Source organism: Pseudomonas sp. GQ91, assembly GCF_059758795.1.
On sequence record NZ_JCAXED010000009.1, the window covers coordinates 131,960 to 151,045 of the forward strand.

At 57.7% G+C, this 19,086-nt stretch carries 15 protein-coding genes; 13 read left to right on the forward strand and 2 right to left on the reverse strand.

Translation table 11 applies throughout. From position 1 onward, the window contains the following. Positions 1-216: 216 nt before the first annotated feature. The 6 genes from AC6CIA_RS15345 (at position 217) to AC6CIA_RS15370 (ending at position 7,909) form a co-directional block, all read left to right on the forward strand. Positions 217-1,347, forward strand: a complete 1,131-nt coding sequence (locus tag AC6CIA_RS15345; protein ID WP_498313169.1) for a glycosyltransferase family 4 protein — start codon at positions 217-219, stop codon at positions 1,345-1,347. Further along, positions 1,344-2,312, forward strand: coding sequence for a UDP-glucose 4-epimerase family protein (locus AC6CIA_RS15350; protein ID WP_498313171.1), 969 nt, complete (start codon positions 1,344-1,346; stop codon positions 2,310-2,312). Before AC6CIA_RS15345 ends, AC6CIA_RS15350 begins: the two co-directional genes overlap by 4 nt. A gap of 39 nt (positions 2,313-2,351) precedes the next feature. Next, on the forward strand, positions 2,352-3,395 hold the full coding sequence (locus tag AC6CIA_RS15355; protein WP_498313173.1) for an MraY family glycosyltransferase: 1,044 nt from the start codon (positions 2,352-2,354) through the stop codon (positions 3,393-3,395). A gap of 89 nt (positions 3,396-3,484) precedes the next feature. Further along, positions 3,485-5,479, forward strand: coding sequence for a polysaccharide biosynthesis protein (locus AC6CIA_RS15360; RefSeq protein ID WP_498313174.1), 1,995 nt, complete (start codon positions 3,485-3,487; stop codon positions 5,477-5,479). A gap of 109 nt (positions 5,480-5,588) precedes the next feature. Then, positions 5,589-5,924, forward strand: coding sequence for a ComEA family DNA-binding protein (locus AC6CIA_RS15365; protein WP_498313176.1), 336 nt, complete (start codon positions 5,589-5,591; stop codon positions 5,922-5,924). 422 nt (positions 5,925-6,346) lie between these two features. Beyond that, a complete protein-coding gene (locus AC6CIA_RS15370) occupies positions 6,347-7,909 on the forward strand; it encodes an SGNH/GDSL hydrolase family protein (RefSeq protein ID WP_498313179.1) in 1,563 nt (520 codons plus the stop codon). 441 nt (positions 7,910-8,350) lie between these two features. On the opposite strand, the gene AC6CIA_RS15375 is transcribed toward AC6CIA_RS15370, so the two are convergent. Continuing rightward, positions 8,351-8,905: a TetR/AcrR family transcriptional regulator gene (locus AC6CIA_RS15375; protein WP_498313180.1), complete on the reverse strand. Its 555-nt coding sequence runs from the start codon at positions 8,903-8,905 to the stop codon at positions 8,351-8,353. Positions 8,906-9,262: 357 nt separating this feature from the next. Here AC6CIA_RS15375 and AC6CIA_RS15380 point away from each other — a divergent pair, with 357 nt between their 5' ends. Next, positions 9,263-10,111, forward strand: a complete 849-nt coding sequence (locus AC6CIA_RS15380) for an urea carboxylase-associated family protein (protein WP_498313182.1) — start codon at positions 9,263-9,265, stop codon at positions 10,109-10,111. 8 nt (positions 10,112-10,119) lie between these two features. Here the strand turns inward: AC6CIA_RS15380 and AC6CIA_RS15385 are convergent, their stop codons facing one another. After that, on the reverse strand, positions 10,120-10,287 hold the full coding sequence (locus AC6CIA_RS15385; RefSeq protein ID WP_084378154.1) for a DUF2897 family protein: 168 nt from the start codon (positions 10,285-10,287) through the stop codon (positions 10,120-10,122). Between the two features lie 536 nt (positions 10,288-10,823). Here AC6CIA_RS15385 and kdpF point away from each other — a divergent pair. The 6 genes from kdpF (at position 10,824) to AC6CIA_RS15415 (ending at position 19,075) form a co-directional block, all read left to right on the forward strand. Beyond that, positions 10,824-10,913, forward strand: a complete 90-nt coding sequence (gene kdpF, locus AC6CIA_RS15390; RefSeq protein WP_017128001.1) for a K(+)-transporting ATPase subunit F — start codon at positions 10,824-10,826, stop codon at positions 10,911-10,913. An 8-nt stretch (positions 10,914-10,921) separates the two neighbouring features. Beyond that, positions 10,922-12,616: a potassium-transporting ATPase subunit KdpA gene (gene kdpA / locus AC6CIA_RS15395; protein WP_498313184.1), complete on the forward strand. Its 1,695-nt coding sequence runs from the start codon at positions 10,922-10,924 to the stop codon at positions 12,614-12,616. Between the two features lie 8 nt (positions 12,617-12,624). Further along, positions 12,625-14,688: a potassium-transporting ATPase subunit KdpB gene (kdpB, locus tag AC6CIA_RS15400; protein ID WP_498313187.1), complete on the forward strand. Its 2,064-nt coding sequence runs from the start codon at positions 12,625-12,627 to the stop codon at positions 14,686-14,688. 60 nt (positions 14,689-14,748) lie between these two features. Next, complete coding sequence (kdpC, locus tag AC6CIA_RS15405; protein WP_498313360.1) at positions 14,749-15,294, forward strand: potassium-transporting ATPase subunit KdpC; 546 nt, start codon at positions 14,749-14,751, stop codon at positions 15,292-15,294. 386 nt (positions 15,295-15,680) lie between these two features. Further along, on the forward strand, positions 15,681-18,332 hold the full coding sequence (locus tag AC6CIA_RS15410) for a DUF4118 domain-containing protein (RefSeq protein ID WP_498313189.1): 2,652 nt from the start codon (positions 15,681-15,683) through the stop codon (positions 18,330-18,332). 47 nt (positions 18,333-18,379) lie between these two features. Next, positions 18,380-19,075, forward strand: coding sequence for a response regulator (locus AC6CIA_RS15415; RefSeq protein ID WP_498313191.1), 696 nt, complete (start codon positions 18,380-18,382; stop codon positions 19,073-19,075). Positions 19,076-19,086 lie beyond the last annotated feature (11 nt).

A 19,086-nucleotide genomic window follows, 5' to 3' on the forward strand; every position in this document is an offset into this window, starting at 1 on the left:
AGGCCATGAGATGGTTTTTTCGCAATGTTCCTAAAGCGCATATCGAAAAACCAAGGCAACGGAAGTCGCTGTTGAGCGAGACGCGCCTAGGTCACCGCGGACATTTTCCTTCTGAATCCATCAGAGAGATTTGGCCGGAATATCTTTGAGGCGCCGAAAACAGAGGCCTCACTTGTAGATTATTTTGATGTTCCAGGCACGTTTGGAAGAGCAGGCATGAGTAAAAACCTTTTATTTATTGTTAATGATCCGGGATTTTTTTTATCTCACCGTCTGGCAGTGGCCAAAGGCGCACAAGCTGCGGGTTATCGGATTCATGTGGCTTGCATGCCCGGACCGGCAGTAGCGACTTTCGCCGCCGAAGGCTTTGATTTTTATCCATTGCCTCTTTCTCGCAGCGGTCGTAACCCTCTGAGAGAGCTTGGGTTGATGTACGCGATTTGGAAGATCCTGTGGGCTTTGAGGCCGGATGTATTGCACCTCGTTACCATCAAACCTGTTCTCTATGGTGGTATCGCTGCTCGCCTTGCGCCCGTCAAGGGCGTGGTTACTGCTATTTCAGGTTTAGGATTCGTGTTTCTCTCAAAAGGGATCAAGGCGTTTGTTACTCGTAAGGTAGTGAGTACTTTTTATCGCCTGGCTTTGGGAAAGCGCAATTTGCGGTCGATTTTTCAGAACCCTGATGATCGTGACTTGCTGTTAAATATGGGCGGCCTTACTGAGGCTAAAGTCGTGATGATCCGTGGCTCTGGTGTTGACCTGTCCTTGTACACTGCTGTTCCGGAGCCGGAGGGGCTGCCCGTAGTGTGTATGGCCGCGCGGCTATTGCGCGACAAGGGCGTGGTGGAGTTCGTCGAAGCTGCAAACATACTGACCCAGCGCGGTGTGCGCGCGCGCTTCCAATTAATTGGTGACGTCGACCCGGGCAACCCGGCTACGGTGACCCCTTCGCAGTTAGCGCAGTGGCGAGAGCAAGCTGTGGTTGAATTACTGGGTCATCGCAATGACATTGCGACTCTTTTTGCTGCGGCGAATGTTGTGACATTGCCGTCCTACCGTGAAGGATTACCTAAGGTCTTGGTTGAGGCGGCGGCCTGTGGTCGAGCAGTTGTTACGACGGACGTGCCAGGCTGCCGGGACGCTATCGATCCCAATGTGACCGGTTTGCTGGTGCCTGCGCGCGACTCTCAAGCCCTTGCCGATCAGTTGCAGGTGCTGATTGAAGACCCGCTATTGCGCTTTAGAATGGGGGCCGCGGGGCGTGAGCTGGCCGTCAATGCGTTTGCGATTGAAAAAATCGTGGAGCAACATTTGGATGTCTATAGGCAGTTGGAGCGCGCGGTTTGAAACAGCAGAAAACAATCCTTGTTACCGGCGCAAGCGGTTTTGTAGGTGCGGCACTTATTGAGCAACTGGTATCGACTGGAGGCTACCACGTCCTGGCCTTGGTACGTCGCGACGGCGTACCACTTCCTTCAGATGTAGTCCCCGTGCGCGTTGGTGCTGATTATCTTGGTTCAGAGGCGCTTCCTCTTGCCGGGGTCGAGGTACTGGTCCATTGCGCCGCGCGTGTTCATGTAATGTCTGATTTGTCTAGCGATCCCTTGACGGAATATCGCAAGGTGAATGTTGAGGGCACGTTGAAACTTGCAGAGCAGGCAGCTCAAGCAGGTGTCAGGCGTTTCATTTTTATCAGTTCGATCAAAGTCAATGGTGAGGAAACGCGTTCAGGTACCCCTTATACGGCTGATGATACTCCTGCACCTTGCGACCCTTACGGTATCTCCAAAATGGAGGCCGAGCAGCAACTTAACTTGCTGGCTGAGAGGACGGGTATGGAAGTCGTTATCATTCGCCCCGTTTTAGTGTATGGGCCTGGAGTCAAGGCGAATTTTCGCAGCATGATGAATTGGCTTAACAAAGGAATGGTGTTGCCCTTGGGGGCTATTCGCAATCAACGCAGCCTTGTCGCACTGGACAATCTAGTTGATCTGATTGTCACGTGCCTGGATCATCCGGCAGCGGCCAACGAGACATTTCTGGTCAGTGATGGCGATGACATGTCGACCACCGATTTGTTAATTCGCATGGGGGCCGCACTGGGTAAACCGGCGCGTCTGATTCCCGTTCCGGAATTTCTGCTGCAGTGGGGGGCCGTGTTGATAGGTCGTAAAGCCATTGGTCAGCGATTGTGCGGTTCTCTGCAGGTCGATATTGGCAAAAATCGCCAACTGCTCGGGTGGACTCCGCCTGTGGCTGTAGCTAGCGCGTTGCGCAAGACGGCGATAAATTTTCAGGGAAGTGTGAAGTAAATAACTGGGTCCGATATGGGACCGACATTGGAGCCGTTGATGACACGTTTACTGTGGCTTGCGCCTGCTATTGCAGCCCTTGCTCTTGTGCTGACCTTGTGCTTGCGTCGCTATGCGTTGGCCCGTAGTTTGATTGATATTCCTAATGCACGGAGCTCTCACTCGGTCCCAACTCCCAGAGGAGGAGGGTTGGCGATTGTCGTGAGTTTTTTGCTCTCATTGCCGATATTGTACCTTGGGGATGAATTACCGGGCGCTGTGACATTGGCGTTCTTGGGGGCTGGTACAGCAGTCGCGTTACTTGGATTTCTCGACGATCACGGTCACATCGCGGCCCGCTGGCGTTTGTTGGGGCACTTCAGTGCTGCAATCTGGGGACTTTTCTGGTTGGGTGGTCTGCCTGCTATCACGCTTCCTGGAGGGACGATTGAGCTAGCTTGGGTGGGGCACATCCTGGCTGCTTTTTATCTCGTGTGGATGCTCAATCTGTACAACTTCATGGATGGTATCGATGGTCTGGCTAGTATCGAGGCGGTATGCGCATGTATCGGAGCATGCTTGATCTATTGGCTGGGTGATTATCAAGAACTCATCTGGGCGCCGTTGTTGTTAAGCATGGCAGTATTAGGGTTTCTTTACTGGAACTTCCCCCCCGCTCGAATTTTCATGGGGGATGCAGGCAGCGGGTTTCTCGGCATTATCCTGGGACTGCTATCGCTTCAGGCAGCCTGGACGTCACCCAAGTTGCTTTGGGTCTGGCTGATTCTGCTGGGTGTGTTCATTGTCGATGCCACATTCACCTTGATTCGCCGGCTGGTGCGCGGGGATAAGGTTTACGAGGCCCATCGCAGCCACGGCTATCAGTTCGCATCACGTCGATTTGGCAAGCATTTGCCGGTCACCCTGGCTGTTGCAGCGATCAATCTGTTTTGGCTGTTGCCGATCGCCGCATGCGTGGTTTTGTTAGGGGTTGACGGTCTTAGCGCGCTGCTTATTGCTTATGTACCCTTGGTTTTACTGGCGTTCAAGTTCAACGCTGGCGCTCTAGAGTTCCAGAATACGCAGGCCGGCCCTTCAAGCTGACCATTTTTTATAAGGCATACAGTGCTCAGATACGTAGAATAGGCACAGGACTTTATAGTATGGAGAAGCATTAGGTGGCCGAAGGCGTTATGGATAAGTTACGGACGTTCTTGGTGGGCTTGCCCCGCCGCAAGAAAAGACTGCTCCAGGTATTTACGGACATTCTTGTCGTGTGGGCCGCCCTCTGGCTGGCCTTTGTCGTGCGCCTGGGCATTGATGACATGATCAACCCATTTCGTGGCCATCTCTGGCTGTTCCTGGCTGCGCCGATTGTCGCCATTCCGCTGTTCATCCGCTTTGGCATGTACCGCGCGGTCATGCGCTATTTTGGCAACGACGCGCTGATTGCGATTATCAAGGCGGTCAGCCTTTCGTCGTTGATTCTGGGTATCGTCGTCTATTGGTACAGTAATCATCAAAACGTTGTCCCGCGTTCGATCATTTTCAACTATTGGTGGTTGAGCCTGATCATGGTGGGCGGCCTGCGTTTGGCGATGCGTCAGTATTTTCTCGGGGATTGGTTCAATACTACGCAGCATGTTCCTTTCACCAATCATGATGACGGCCTGCCACGCGTTGCGATTTACGGCGCCGGCGCTGCGGGTAATCAGTTGGTCGCGGCGTTGCGCATGGGGCGTCTGATGCGTCCTGTGGCGTTTATCGACGATGACCCGAGTATCTCCGACCGCGTGATTGCCGGTTTGCATGTGTACAAGCCCAAGCATATTCAACGAATGATTGATCTCACGGGGGCGCAGGAAATCCTGTTGGCGATTCCATCGTCCAATAGGGCGCGGCGTCGTGAGATTCTGGGCTTTCTGGAAGGTTTTCCACTGCACGTCCGCAGCGTTCCCGGCTTCATGGACCTTGCCAGCGGGCGAGTCAAGGTGGATGACATTCAGGAAGTCGATATCGCTGACCTGTTGGGGCGCGATGCGGTGCCAGCGCAAGGGGACTTGCTGGAACATTGCATCAAGCAACAGAGTGTCCTGGTGACTGGGGCAGGGGGGTCTATCGGTTCTGAGTTGTGCCGGCAGATTCTGGCACTGCGTCCAACGACCTTGCTGCTGTTCGATCACAGCGAGTTCAACCTCTATAGCATTCTCTCCGAGCTTGAACAGCGCATTTCCCGTGAGTCGCTGTCGGTAAAACTGGTGCCGATTCTGGGTTCTGTGCGCAATGAGACCAAATTGCAGGATGTGATGAAGGCGTGGCGCGTAGACACGGTCTACCACGCTGCCGCTTACAAGCATGTCCCAATGGTCGAGCACAACATTGCCGAGGGCGTGTTGAACAACGTGATCGGTACGTTATGCACCGCTCAAGCGGCTTTGCGCTCGGGCGTGGCCAATTTTGTATTGATCTCCACGGATAAGGCTGTACGTCCCACTAATGTGATGGGCAGCACCAAGCGTCTTGCCGAATTGACGTTACAGGCTTTGAGCCATGAGCTCGCGCCGGTGCTGTTCGGTGACAGTTCGAATGTGTCGAGGGTTAATAAAACCCGTTTCACGATGGTCCGGTTTGGCAATGTGCTGGGATCGTCTGGCTCAGTGATTCCGCTTTTCCACAAGCAAATCAAGTCCGGTGGGCCCCTGACGGTCACGCATCCCAAGATCACGCGTTATTTCATGACGATTCCCGAGGCGGCGCAGTTAGTGATTCAGGCGGGCTCGATGGGGCAGGGCGGAGACGTGTTCGTGCTGGACATGGGCGAGCCGGTGAGGATTGTCGAGCTGGCGGAGAAGATGGTCCACCTGTCGGGCTTCAGTGTCCGCTCCGAGAAAAACCCCCACGGCGATATAGCTATCGAATTCACCGGCCTGCGTCCTGGCGAAAAGCTTTACGAAGAGTTGCTGATCGGCGACAACGTGGTCGCTACCCAGCACCCGATGATCATGAGTGCCAACGAAGATCATCTGGCGTGGGATATGCTCAAGGACAAATTGACCGAACTGCTCGCCGCCGTCGAGCAGGACGACTACAACCGCGTCCGCCAACTGCTGCGCGACACTGTCAGTGGTTATGCGCCGGACGGAGAAATCGTCGACTGGATCTACCAGCAACGTCGGCTGGAGCCCTGAGTTCACACCCTGTAACTCAGCCATTTTTGACTATCCTCGCGCATCACCTAAGTTTGAAAAGCAGCTTCGGAAAAGCTGCTTTTCTTACTGATGTCATGGAGCGTCTCTAATGCGTAAATCCTGCTTTCCCTCGCTGGTCCTTGCCGTGCTCACCAGCTTGTCCCTCGCCGTCACAGCCGCCCCTTCCGCAAAACCCGAGGCGCCATCGTCGATGGCCGTCCAGATGATCAAGACCGAGCAATCCACTTCGAAGGTGAACCTCAACGCGGCAGACGCTGAAACCCTGCGCCGTGATCTGCTCGGTATTGGCGCGGCCAAGGCGAAGGCAATCATTGCTTATCGCGAGTCCAATGGTTCGTTCACGGTGGTGGATGAGCTGCTGGAGGTGAAGGGGATCGGTAAATCGCTTCTGGAAAAGAATCGCGATCGTCTGGAAGTCAAATAAACGTCAGTGAGGACAAAGTAAGACCGGTTATTGACCGGTCTTATTTTTGGTGCTGACTCAATACTCGAATAGACACTATGACGGAAATCCGAAAGGCATAAGCATGAAAGGTAGGGCGCAATATATAGCTCCTTCAAATGATAAGGCTGCTGAATCGTGAGCAGCGACTCAGCTGTTATGCCTGCCACCAAGAGTGGCTCTGCATTACACTGGAAAGATCCGTGTCATAGGGAGCATTGCATGTGCATGAATGAAATTATTCAGTTGTATAAGTTAGTCAAATTAGTACGCGAGCTGAGCAATTTATGCTGCGGAGGTGGCAACGATGCTATATTGTGTTGAAGAGGGTTGGACGCCAGCGGCGGGCTAAAGCTCTACAACTCCTACCAGTAATTCACGCGGGTTTTTTAATAGGTAAGATCATGTCTAATACTACTGAAAGTCCTGTTGAGGCCCATGCGCTGGCTGGTGTTATCGAGTCCAGCGAAAATCTAGCGACGAACAATGAAAATACTCTGATATCTGAGGTCCATGCAGAAATAGGTGGATTCGGGGATGCGATTATGCGTACTCGAGTGCGAACTAATATTTCTGCCAATCCAGCAATATACGTTCTCGGCGATTCAATTTCACATGGGGCTTTCGCTGGGGACTCATACCGAAATAGCTGGGTAAATGTTCTCAAGCGGTGCGTGAATTTAGATTATGGGTCAATCAGTTATGGTTTCGTCCCGCTAATGACCCTGGGGGCTGGGGCCACTTTGACGAAAGATATCCATGAAATCGTATTTTCACCGGCCGGCGCTTGGCAGGCTCGTGAGGCGTCGACAGGAACGTACGTTCCTCAAGGGCTTTCTTGGGTATCTACAGCGATTGGTAACGTTCTTTCCAGTACTATACCCACCTTTCAAAATAGGGCATATGTTTGGTATATCGGTAATCCAGGGGGCGGGACATTCGATGTAAGAATTAATGGAAGTACAGTCGCGTCAGTCAATACTGCTAAGAATGTTGTGATACCTATTATTGTTCAAGTGATAAACTTGGTGGCAGACAAGTCCGGGATTACCAAGATCGAGTGCGTCACAACTTCCGCTGCGAAAGTGGAGTTGTGTGGGTTTAGTTATGTAGGGCCTGAAAATACATTAATGGTCAACAATTTTTCTACCTCTGGTCGTCGCTTGCGATGGTTGGATGAAAGCACGATCGCCGCGCTATTAAATGGCACGTCGATGATGATCATGGCGCTAGGTTACAATGACTCCGGTGATAACCAAACTAATCCCACATACTTTTCGGAGTTTAAGAAAAGGATTGACTGGCTAATTGCATATGCAAATTATTATGAAGTGCCATTAGTTGTTCCAGATTTTTGCTGGATTGATGAATGGGATTCCCCAACTCGTGCCGAGTTACGCCGACTCGCAGAAAGCACTAAAGGTGTATACATTCCTTTTCCGGATATGTTTAAAAAAACCGACGGGCCAGCGTCCGACGCTTATCGTGTAAGTACTTTGAAATTATTTATAGATGGAGCTCACCCGAGTATCGCTGGGCATAAATACATAGCTGAAATTATCGCTAAACGTATTGGGCTTAGCTGCTCATCAAAAAAACAGGCTCTGGACTTTCACGACTGGTGGTACCCCTTGAAAATTGACGATACAGGCATAACTGCTCTTGGTCAGACCGCTGATAATATTTCTGCAGTGAAAAATAATGGATCACAATATTTGCTGAGATTGAATCTTAACGGGTTGGGAGTTGGCTCTTCTACCGTAAGGCAGGTGCAGTCTGTATGGCCTACAAGGGCGGGGATCAATCAAGCGTTTTCATCCATACATCCTCTATCACCTAAGGTAGACGGAACGTCTCAAGGAACTGTCTCGATCGAGCCAGGTGGAAAAATAATTGCAAATCCAAGCATATCCAATGGCGCTACCAGTAACTTGGTGTTTGTTACATCTCCGACCGCTGACAAATAGCAGTTTGAGTCGTAGCACACCGTGCTCGCTCTGAGCTGGCTTTTTTGGCGCACTTACGCGGGATAAATTCCACCTCATACAAGGCAAACTTGCTAGTCAGAGAACAGGCTTTTGAGGGCGTCTTCAGGTCTAAGGGAAGCGCGATGCAAAGCGCTGACCAACGCGGATATGAGGCGGCATGGAGAGAGCGGACCGATATCTGCGAAGCCCAATATTTGCATAAAATACCATGATGTAGATCCGCTTAGCTTAAGTGGGAAAGTGGGTAATACCCGGGGAGAGCTGCACGGCTGCCCCGGCACCACAAGGTGCAGCGTTGGAAAAGAATACAGTGGTCGCCGGACTGAAGACCTGAACGATTAATAACGGGAACAGGACGCTTATATGGAGCCGCCCGCAGGGTGCTTTGTGAGGATTAAGGGGATAATCCCTTTTCCTATTCTATAAGGCAATTTTCAACTGGTCACTCACCACTTCTAAAATCCGCGTCGCCAACTCTGGGCTCTCGACGCTCCTCGCGAGCATCAGTGCCCCGACCAGGGTCGACATCATGATCAGGCTTTGCTCGCCGGCATTTGAACTATGCAGCGTCGCTTCTATTTGCTGGAGCCTGGTGGCCAGCACGGTATCGGTGGTCGAGCTTTGTCGGCCCCGCTGTGCCATTTCCCAGGACATGGTCGGCAATGGGCAACCCTGGTCTGGTGAGGTTCGGTGCCATTCGGACAAGTAGCTGTCGATGAACGCGTGCAATGGCTGTTCCTGGCTGAACAGCGTTGCGCAGTGCGTGTCGAGTTCGGCGGCAGCGGCCTGCAGGGCCTTTTCCACCAGTTCGTCCTTGGATTTGAAGTGTGCGTAGAACCCGCCATGGGTCAGGTCCAGGGCTTTCATCAGCGGTTGCAGCCCGGTGGCGCCGATGCCGTCGCGACGAAATCGAACGGAGGCTTCTTTAATGATGCGCTGGTGGGTTTGAGCTTTGTGATCCTGCGAATAACGCATAGAGGCACCCTCCGAAACATCACGCCATATTAACCAGGGTTTGGTGCGGGTTCCTGGCTCTTTACAAAAAGGGGGCTACGCCTAATGCCGATGTAGGAGCGAGCTTGCTCGCGAAAATCGTCAACGGTAACGCGTACTGTCTGATAAACGCGGTGCCTTTGCATTTTTTCGCGAGCAAGCTCGCTCCTACAGGGGCATTAGGGTCTACGCCGGCTTCTTTGCTGGTTGGCATGAATAGTGATTACGCCTACTGAAATGATTGTTGAGCCCTGATGAAGTGTCGATGAGTAGCACTTTGTCCTTCGCCGGTCCTCTGGCTCATACGCTGTTCGCCCACCGTTAATGGAGCATTGCACCATGTACAAAAACTATCCTGCGGCTTATCAGGTCAGCAAAGGTTCGGCGTTGCAGGTCGACACGGCGTTCTACGAGCGGATTCGCGGTGAGGTTGATCAGCGCACACTGATTGAGCAGTTTGAAGTACCGATCAGGACGGGGCGTGCCTGGAAGGTGCCGGCCGGTCATGTGTTCCGGGTAACCACACCGGTTGGCCCGCAGGTGGGTGACTTCAACGTGTGGAATGCCCATGATCCCCGCGAGCGTCTGTGGGCGGCGCGTACTCGGCAGCTGCAGGGCGCGCATGTCACGACCCATGATCGGTTGTGGTCAAACCTGCCGTTTTTGCGGCCGCTGTTGACGATTACCGATGACAGCCTGGCGGCCTATGGCATCGATGAGCACGGCGGGCGTTTGCATGATCTATTAGGCACTCGTTGCGATCCTTATGTGAACAAGATGCTGACCGGTGAGGACTTCCACCATCATTGCCACTCGAATCTGACCCGTGCGGTGCTGCCACACGGGCTGACGGAGTTTGATGTGCACGATGTGCTGAACATCTTCCAGTGCACCGGCTTGAATCACGATGACCTGTATTTCATGAAGGCCTGTCCGGCGCAGCAAGGTGATTACCTGGAGTTTTTTGCCGAGATTGATGTGCTGTGCGCGTTGTCGACTTGTCCGGGGGGCGATTTGTCGCTGGCGATGTGGGGGCCTGACGCGCAGGACCCTCTCAGCGTCTGCCGGCCGTTAGGGGTGGAAATTTATCGGTTGGAGGATGCCTTGCTGGAGGGCTGGAGTCCGCCAGAGCGTGCTGCCTACAACGGGCAGCACGGGCTGCATATCGCGAAAGCGGATTGGGAATAGACGACCCCTCAGCGATCCTGCGCATCCTTGGCGTCTGCTTGCGCGTTGCGTTCAGCGACGCGCTTGCGTTGTTCATCGGTCAGTTCCACTTTGTTGGCGCTGTCGCGCAGCATCATCAAACCACCGACGATCGAGCCGATGGCGACAGCCATGATCAACCAGGCATACCAGGGCATAGGGTTCTCCTTGAGGCCGACAGCTGCGGGGAGGATTTCCCGCAGCGCTATCAGCTTTGAGTGACGAGTTTCCTCAGTCGTTCCATTGTAGGCCGGTTATGCCCCGAGGGTTCAGAGCCTGCTCGAGAGTGTATCGGCGAGCGCGTGCGCAGCCGGTTGGGGAGTAAATGAAAGCTGCTCGATACGACCGGGTTACGGTGCGCCGGGTTTGGGGCAATGCCATTCAGTTAAAGCTGAAAATCTCCTGTGGCGAGGGGACTTGTCTCTCTGGGCTGTGCAGCAGCCCCAATAAAGAGGAATGCGGCGTATCAGGCGCTCCTCAGCGGCTGGTTTGGGGCTGCTGCGCAGTCCAACGGGGGACAAGCCCCCTCGCCACAAAAGCGGTATCAGGCGCTCCGCTCCTGCAAAAAATCGGCAGAGGCCGGTTCTTTACGCTGTTTTTACGCCCCCGCCATGCCCTCGCTCTCGTTCCTTTACGCCACTCCTGTGGACAATCCTCCTACACGCGGCAGTCGCCGTACGACGGAGAAACTTCCATGAGCATTCTGGACGGAGTGTCACTGCTATTGGCCGTGGCGCTGTTCATCTATCTGCTGGTCGCGCTGCTACGCGCAGATCGGAACTAGGAGCGGCTATGCACAGTTATGACTATTGGCTGATCATCGCCTTCTTTGCCGCAGTGCTGGTTCCGGCGCCCTTTCTGGGGCGCTTCTACTACAAGGTGATGGAAGGTCAGCGCACCTGGCTGACGCCCGTGCTCGGACCGGTTGAGCGCGTGTGTCTGCGCCTGTCGGGGGTTGATGCGCAACAAGAGCAAAGCTGGCAGAAGTATGCCCTGGCCTTGCTCGCATTCAACCTTTCAGGCTTTGTGCTGCTGTTCGCGATCCTGCTGTTGCAGGGCTATTTGCCCCTCAATCCGCAGCAACTGCCGGGCATGGAGTGGACGCAGGCGTTCAACACCGCCGTCAGTTTCATCACCAATACCAACTGGCAGTCCTACAGCGGCGAGGCGTCCCTGAGCTACTTCAGCCAGATGGTCGGCCTTGGCGTGCAGAACTTTGTCAGCGCGGCCACCGGCTTGGCCGTCCTGGTTGCGTTGTGCCGTGGGATTGCTCGCAAATCGGCAAGCACCCTGGGCAACTTTTGGGTCGACATGACACGCGCCACGCTTTATGGACTGTTGCCACTGTGCCTGGTGCTGGCGTTGTTTCTGGTCTGGCAGGGCGTTCCCCAAACCTTCGCCCACTACGTTGATGCGCTGACGATGCAGGGCGTGGATCAGTTGATTCCTTTGGGGCCAGCGGCCAGTCAGATTGCCATCAAGCAACTGGGCACCAACGGCGGGGGCTTCTTTGGCGTCAACTCGGCGCATCCGTTCGAGGACCCGACGGCCTGGTCCAACCTGTTTGAAGTGTCGGCGATCATCCTGATCCCGGTCGCCCTGGTGTTTACGTTTGGCCATTACGTCAAAGACCTGCGTCAGAGCCGGGCGATTCTCGGCTGCATGCTCGCGCTGTTCCTGATCGGCGGCGCGGTGTCGCTGTGGTCCGAATACCAGCCCAACCCGACCTTGCATAACCCCGCCGTCGAACAGACCGCCCCGCTCGAAGGCAAGGAGTCACGCTTCGGCACCACCGGCACCGTGCTGTGGTCGGTGACCACCACGGCGGCGTCCAACGGTTCGGTCAACGGTATGCAGGACAGCCTCAGTCCCCTCAGTGGGATGGTGGCGCTGGTCAACATGATGGTCGGCGAAGTGATCTTCGGCGGCGTCGGTGCCGGGATGTACGGCATGTTGCTCAATGTGCTGATCGCGGTATTTCTTGCCGGCCTGATGATCGGTCGCACTCCGGAATACCTCGGCAAGAAGCTCCAGGCCAGGGAAGTGCAATTGCTGGTGGTGACACTGCTGGTCATGCCGGTGGCCGTGCTGGTGCTCAGCGCGATTGCCGCCAGCTTGCCTGGCCCGGCTGCGGCAATCAGTAATCCAGGCCCTCACGGTTTCAGCCAGTTGCTGTACGCCTACACCTCGGCGGGCGCCAACAACGGTTCGGCCTTCGGTGGCTTTGGCGCCAACACACCCTTTCACAACCTGATGCAAGGCCTGGGCATGTTGATCGGTCGTTTTGGCTACATCTTCCCGGTACTGGCCCTGGCCGGCAGCCTGGCGATGAAGAAGAGCGCACCGGTCAGCCAGAACAGCTTTCCGACCCATGGCCCGCTGTTCGTGACCCTGTTGACCATGACCATTTTGCTGGTGGGCGGCCTGACTTTCCTGCCGACGCTGGCGCTGGGACCGATTGCTGAACACTTGAGCATGGGCTTCTGAAAAGGGATATGAACATGAATATGCCTGCAAAAAATGCCGCACCGGGCAAAACCCGCGAGCCGGCCAAAACCGCGATCTCGGCCCTGTGGCGTGCGGCGCTGGTCCAGGCGTTCGTCAAGCTGGACCCGCGCCAGTTGAAACGCTCGCCCGTGATGCTGGTGGTGGAATTGACCGCGATCCTCACCACGTTCCTGTGCCTGATACCCGACACCGCTGTGCCCACCTTTATCGCCGTGCAAATCGCTGTGTGGCTGTGGTTCACCGTGCTGTTCGCCAACTTTGCCGAAGCCCTCGCCGAGGGCCGTGGCAAAGCCCGCGCCGACAGCCTCAAGGCGGGCAGCGAAGGCCTCAGTGCGCGGCGCCGGGAGGCGGACGGCAGCTTCCAGGTCGTGCCGGCCTCGAGCTTGCACAAAGAGGATGTGGTGCGGGTCGAGGCCGGGGAAATGATCCCCGGTGATGGCGAAGTCATTGAAGGCATCGCCGCCGTCAACGAAGCGGCGATCACCGGGGAATCCGCGCCGGTGATTCGTGAATCGGGCGGCGACCGCTCGGCTGTCACCGGCAATACTCGGTTGGTGTCCGACTGGCTGCTGATCCGCATCACCGCCAATCCGGGCGAATCGACCCTGGACCGCATGATCGCGCTGGTAGAAGGCGCCAAGCGTCAGAAGACACCTAATGAAGTGGCGCTGGATATCCTGCTGATCGGCCTGACCCTGATCTTCCTGCTGGTGGTCGTGACCTTGCAGCCGTTCGCTTACTTCGCCAATGGCAGCCTGCCGTTGGTGTTTCTGGTGGCGCTGTTGGTGACGCTGATTCCTACCACTATCGGCGGCCTGTTGTCGGCCATCGGTATCGCCGGCATGGACCGCCTGGTGCGCCTCAATGTGATCGCCAAGTCCGGCCGTGCGGTGGAAGCCGCGGGCGATGTGCACGTGTTGCTGCTGGACAAGACCGGCACCATCACTTTCGGTAACCGCCGTTGCGCGGCGGTGCATGCGGCGCCGGGTGTCAGCGCCAGCGAGCTGGCAGAAGGGGCGCTGCTGGCGTCTTTGGCGGACGACACCGCCGAAGGCAAATCCATCGTCGAGTACCTGCGCGCCTTGTACCCGCAAACCGAACCGCCCGCCGAGGAACTGACGGGGGTGCCGTTCAGTGCTGAGACACGCTTGTCCGGCGTCGATTACCAGGGACGCGTCTTCCGTAAAGGCGCCGTCGACTCGTTGCTGAGCTTTATTGGCGTGCAGCGTCAGGAGGTGCTGCCCGCGCTGTCCAGGGAAATCGACAAAATCGCCCAGAGCGGCGGCACGCCCTTGCTGGTATGTGCCGACGGCAAGCTGCTCGGCGCGATTCACCTCAAGGACGTGGTCAAGCCCGGCATTCGCGAGCGTTTCGCCGAGCTGCGCAAACTGGGGATCCGCACGGTGATGGTGACCGGCGACAACCCGTTGACCGCCGCCGCCATCGCTGCCGAAGCCGGGGTTGATGATGTGCTGGCCGAAGCCACGCCCGAGAAGAAGTTGGCGCGCATTCGCCTTGAACAAGGCGACGGGCGTCTGGTGGCCATGTGCGGCGACGGCGCCAACGATGCGCCGGCGCTGGCCCAGGCGGATGTCGGCATGGCGATGAATGATGGCACGCAGGCGGCCCGCGAGGCGGCGAACATGGTCGATCTCGACAGCGATCCCACCAAGTTGCTGGACGTGGTGCAGGTCGGCAAGGAATTGCTGGTGACCCGAGGCGCGCTGACCACGTTCTCCATCGCCAATGACGTGGCCAAATACTTCGCCATCCTGCCGGCGCTGTTCGCCTCGATCTACCCACAATTGGGTGTGCTCAACGTGATGCACCTGAGCAGTCCGCAGAGCGCGATTCTCTCGGCCATTGTGTTCAACGCCCTGATCATCGTGGTGCTGATCCCGTTGGCGCTGCGCGGTGTACGGGTACAGGCGGCGAGCGCTGCGGCGTTGCTGCGGCGCAATCTGTTGATCTATGGCGTAGGCGGGCTTGTGGTGCCATTCGTGGGGATCAAGCTGATCGACATGCTGTTGACGGCGTTGCACCTGGTTTGAACCGGTGCCGCAGTCGTTGGCTGCGGTACTCAATGACGTGTTTCCCATGAGGATTTGATGATGACCAAGATGATCCGCCCGGCCTTGAGCCTGCTGGTGTTGATGACCCTGATCACTGGCGTGGCCTATCCGCTGGTAGTGACCGGCGTCGCCCAAGTCGCCTTTCCCGAGCAGGCCAATGGCAGCCTGGTGCGCGATGCCGACGGCAAGGTGCGGGGTTCCAGCCTGATTGCCCAGGACTTTACCGGTGATGGCTGGTTCCACCCGCGGCCGTCCGCGGGGGCTTTTGCGACGGTCTCCAGCAGCGCCAGCAACCTGGGCCCAAGCAACCCGGCGCTGGCGACGCGGATCTTCGACGCCGCCGGCAAGCTCCAGGTTCCAGGTCAGGGCCCGGTACCGCTGGCATTGTTGACGACTTCCGGCAGCGGTCTCGATCCGCACTTGCCACCGCAGGCGATTGCCTATCAACTGGCGCGGGTGGCTGCCGCGCGTCATCTGCCGGTGTCGACCCTGGAGCAACTGCTGGACGAGCACACCGAAAGCCCGCTGGTGGGGCCGCCGGTGGTGAATGTGCTGGCGCTGAATATGGCCCTGGAAAAACTCTGAACCCCTGTGGGAGCGGGCTTGCTCGCGATTGCGGTGGATCAGTAACAGACAAGTTGGCTGACACACCGCATCGCGAGCAAGCCCGCTCCCACACAAGCGCGCCACCCACATGGGCTGCCGTTTCAGACGCCAAACTGCTCGCGGCAGGCCTTGACCGGCGCTTCGTACCGCTGGAGATTTTCGCCAACCGGCATGGGCACGCTGATCAGCGATCTGCAGCAGAGTGAAGATCCCCTGTGTGGGCTTGCTCGCGAAAGCGGTGGTTCAGTCGATACATCTGTTGACTGACATGCAGCTTTCGCGAGCAAGTCGAATCGTCGCACCGCCGCTCCCACATTTGAATTAGATTGTGCCTGATTACATGACATCTGAAGGACACTACTCCCATGAGCGACTCCGGCCGTGCCGATGCCCTGTTAGCCGAGCTGCCGCGCAACGGCCGTGGCCGCCTCAAAGTGTTCCTCGGCGCCGCGCCTGGCGTGGGCAAGACCTACGCCATGCTCCAGGCCGCCCACACCCAACTGCGCCAGGGCGTCAAGGTGGTTGCGGGCGTGGTCGAGACCCATGGCCGTGCGGAAACCGAAGCCTTGCTCGGTGGTTTGCCGCAGCAGCCTTTGCTGCGCTCCGAATACCGGGGCGTGATGCTGGAGGAGATGGACCTCGACGGCGTGCTCGCCGCCAAGCCCAAGCTGGTGCTGGTGGACGAACTGGCCCACAGCAATGCGCCCGGCAGCCGCCACGAAAAGCGCTGGCAGGACATTCAGGAACTGCTCGCCGCCGGCATCAATGTGTTCACCACGGTCAACGTCCAGCACCTGGAAAGTCTCAACGATCAGGTGCGGGGCATCACCGGCGTGCAGGTGCGTGAAACCTTGCCTGACTGGGTGTTGCAGGAGGCGGATGAGCTGCTGTTGATCGACCTGCCATCCCGCGAGCTGTTGGAGCGCCTGCGCGACGGCAAGGTCTACGTGCCGGAACAGGCCCGTGCAGCCATTGATGCGTTTTTCTCCCAGACCAACCTCATGGCCCTGCGTGAGTTGGCGATGCAGACCGCCGCCGCCCACGTCGATAATGATTTGACCCAGGGTTATCGCCAGCTCGGCCAGGCCGTGCCCACCGTGCGCGGGCGGTTGTTGGTGGGCGTCGATGGAGATGCCCAGGCGGAACGCTTGGTGCGACATGCCAGCCGTGTGGCGCAGCGCCGGCATTTGCCTTGGAGTCTGGTGCATGTCGACAACGGCCGCGCGCGCGACGAGCAATCGCGCCTGCGCCTGCAAAACGCCCAGCAACTGGCAGAGCGCCTGGGCGGTGAAGTGGTGTTGCTGCGTGCCGGTGAAGTGGCCAAGACCCTGATCCAGCACGCCGCCGAGCGCCGTGCGAGTCTGCTGTTGGTCGGACAATCGCGTCCGCGCTGGCGACGCAGGCTGTTTGGCGGCGGGCTCGCGGCTCGGCTGTTGCGCAATGCGCGCGGCCTGGAAATCAACGTGCTCGACAGCGACGATGTACCGGCGCCAGCGCGTTTGCCCAGCGTGCGTGGTTTTGTGTGGTTCGACTATGCCCTGGCAGTGCTGGCCACCTTACTCGCCAGTGCGTTGGCCTGGGGGGTGTCGAGCCTGTTGGCGTTGCCGAATATTTCCCTGGTGTTCCTCGCCGCGGTGTTGCTGGTGGCGGTACGCAGTAGCCTGGGGCCCGCGCTGGCCTGCGCGGCGTTGTCGTTCCTGACCTATGACTTCCTGTTTATCCCGCCAAATTTCTCCTTCGCCATCCAGCGTGAGGAAGATGTCCTGACGCTGGTGTTCTTCCTGTTGATGGCGGCGTTGACCGGCAATCTGGCGGCTCGCCAGCGTCGGCAGTTGCAGGCGCTGCGTGACACTCAGGAAGAAACCAGCGAGTTGCTCGACCTGTCGCGCAAACTCACTGCCGCCACGGATCGCCAGGCGGTGATCAGTGCGGCGGCCCACCACCTGCAAGGCTGGAGCGACCTGCAGTTGTGCCTCGTCAACCGCGACGGGCAGGGCGCCTGGAAGGTCGAAACGGGTGGCCCGATCACCTTTACCGAAGCCGAAAGCGCCGCTGCCGACTGGGCCTGGCAACACGATCAACCGGCCGGCGTAGGCACCGGTACCTTGCCGCTTGGACGTTGGTGGTGGTGGCCGTTGTCCGGCGAAGAGGGACCGCTGGGCTTGCTCGGTGTCAGCCCCAAGGCGGGCCGGGAGTTGAGTGGCCAGCGCCGTCGCTTGCTTACCGCCCTGAGTCAACCGTTGGCCCAGGCGCTGGCCCGCGCGCAGTTGGCCCAGGACCTGGAAGCGGCGCGCCTGCACGGCGAAACCGAACAACTGCGCAGCGCGTTGCTGGCCTCGGTGTCCCATGACTTGCGCACGCCGCTGACCTCGATGCGTGGCAGCATCGACAGTCTGTTGGCCCTGGGAGAAGCGATTCCCCTGGCAGATCGCCGAGAACTGCTGGAGGGCACCCGTGACGAAGCCGAACGTCTGGACCGCTACATCCAGAACCTGCTGGACATGACCCGTCTCGGTCACGGCGCCTTGAAGCTGGCGCGCGACTGGGTCTCTCCCGGTGATATCGTCGGCAGCTCCCTTGGTCGTTTACGCGCAGTGCTGGCACCGTTGCAAGTGAGCACCGAGGTGCCGGCCGAACTGCCGTTACTCTATGTGCATGCGGCCCTGATCGAGCAGGCCTTGGTCAATGTGCTGGAGAACGCTGCACGGTTTTCGCCGCCCCACGGCCGTCTGCAATTGCGCGCTGGGGTGACTGAGCAGCAGGTGTTTTTTTCGGTCAGCGATGAAGGTCCGGGTATTCCGGAGGACGAGCGAGCGAAGATTTTCGATATGTTCTACACCGCGGCCAGGGGCGATCGTGGCGGGCAGGGCACCGGACTTGGCCTGGCCATCTGCCAGGGCATGGTGGGCGCCCATGGCGGGCATATCGACGTGGCCGAGGGGATTGACGGGCGGGGCACTTGCATCACCTTGTTGCTGCCGCTGCCGACTCAGCCGGGCCTGGAAAGTGAACATTGATCGCGGTTGCGCTACTCTCTTTTTCTCACCGGTTTTGATGGAATAGCATGAGCCAGACTGCGACGATTTTGGTCATTGATGACGAGCCGCAGATCCGCAAATTCTTGCGCATCAGCCTGGCCTCCCAGGGTTATAAAGTGATCGAGGCGGCAAGCGGCAACGAAGGGCTGGCCCAGGCCGCGCTGAACAAGCCGGACCTGTTGGTGCTGGACCTCGGCTTGCCGGACATGGATGGGCAACAGGTGCTGCGCGAATTTCGCGAATGGTCGACGGTGCCCGTGCTGGTGTTGTCGGTGCGCGCCAATGAAGAGCAGAAGGTCCGGGCCTTGGACGGTGGCGCCAATGACTACGTGACCAAGCCTTTCGGTATCCAGGAGTTTCTTGCCCGGGTGCGGGCGTTGTTACGCCAGGCGCCGGCCGGCGAGGCTCAGGCAGCCGCACTGCGCTTCGGCCCGTTGACCGTGGACCTGGCCTATCGCCGGGTTTCGCTGGACGGTGCCGAAGTGGCGCTGACGCGCAAGGAGTATGCGGTGCTGGCGCAACTGGCCCGTCATCCTGGCCGGGTGATTACCCAGCAACAATTGCTCAAGGATATTTGGGGCCCGACCCATACCGAAGACAGTCATTACCTGCGGATCGTGGTGGGCCATTTGCGCCAGAAACTCGCGGACGACCCGACCCAGCCACGGTTCATCGTGACCGAGGCGGGGGTTGGGTATCGATTGTTGAATACGCAGGCCTGACACATGTACGC

What these genes read in the sequence shown, in the direction of transcription:
- AC6CIA_RS15345 (WP_498313169.1), top strand. Translation starts at nt 217, where the DNA reads ATGAGTAAAAACCTTTTATTTATTGTTAATGATCCGGGATTTTTTTTA.
- AC6CIA_RS15355 (WP_498313173.1), top strand. Translation starts at nt 2,352, where the DNA reads ATGACACGTTTACTGTGGCTTGCGCCTGCTATTGCAGCCCTTGCTCTT.
- AC6CIA_RS15360 (WP_498313174.1), top strand. Translation starts at nt 3,485, where the DNA reads ATGGATAAGTTACGGACGTTCTTGGTGGGCTTGCCCCGCCGCAAGAAA.
- AC6CIA_RS15365 (WP_498313176.1), top strand. Translation starts at nt 5,589, where the DNA reads ATGCGTAAATCCTGCTTTCCCTCGCTGGTCCTTGCCGTGCTCACCAGC.
- AC6CIA_RS15370 (WP_498313179.1), top strand. Translation starts at nt 6,347, where the DNA reads ATGTCTAATACTACTGAAAGTCCTGTTGAGGCCCATGCGCTGGCTGGT.
- AC6CIA_RS15375 (WP_498313180.1), bottom strand. Translation starts at nt 8,905, where the DNA reads ATGCGTTATTCGCAGGATCACAAAGCTCAAACCCACCAGCGCATCATT.
- AC6CIA_RS15380 (WP_498313182.1), top strand. Translation starts at nt 9,263, where the DNA reads ATGTACAAAAACTATCCTGCGGCTTATCAGGTCAGCAAAGGTTCGGCG.
- AC6CIA_RS15385 (WP_084378154.1), bottom strand. Translation starts at nt 10,287, where the DNA reads ATGCCCTGGTATGCCTGGTTGATCATGGCTGTCGCCATCGGCTCGATC.
- kdpF (WP_017128001.1), top strand. Translation starts at nt 10,824, where the DNA reads ATGAGCATTCTGGACGGAGTGTCACTGCTATTGGCCGTGGCGCTGTTC.
- kdpA (WP_498313184.1), top strand. Translation starts at nt 10,922, where the DNA reads ATGCACAGTTATGACTATTGGCTGATCATCGCCTTCTTTGCCGCAGTG.
- kdpB (WP_498313187.1), top strand. Translation starts at nt 12,625, where the DNA reads ATGAACATGAATATGCCTGCAAAAAATGCCGCACCGGGCAAAACCCGC.
- kdpC (WP_498313360.1), top strand. Translation starts at nt 14,749, where the DNA reads ATGACCAAGATGATCCGCCCGGCCTTGAGCCTGCTGGTGTTGATGACC.
- AC6CIA_RS15410 (WP_498313189.1), top strand. Translation starts at nt 15,681, where the DNA reads ATGAGCGACTCCGGCCGTGCCGATGCCCTGTTAGCCGAGCTGCCGCGC.
- AC6CIA_RS15415 (WP_498313191.1), top strand. Translation starts at nt 18,380, where the DNA reads ATGAGCCAGACTGCGACGATTTTGGTCATTGATGACGAGCCGCAGATC.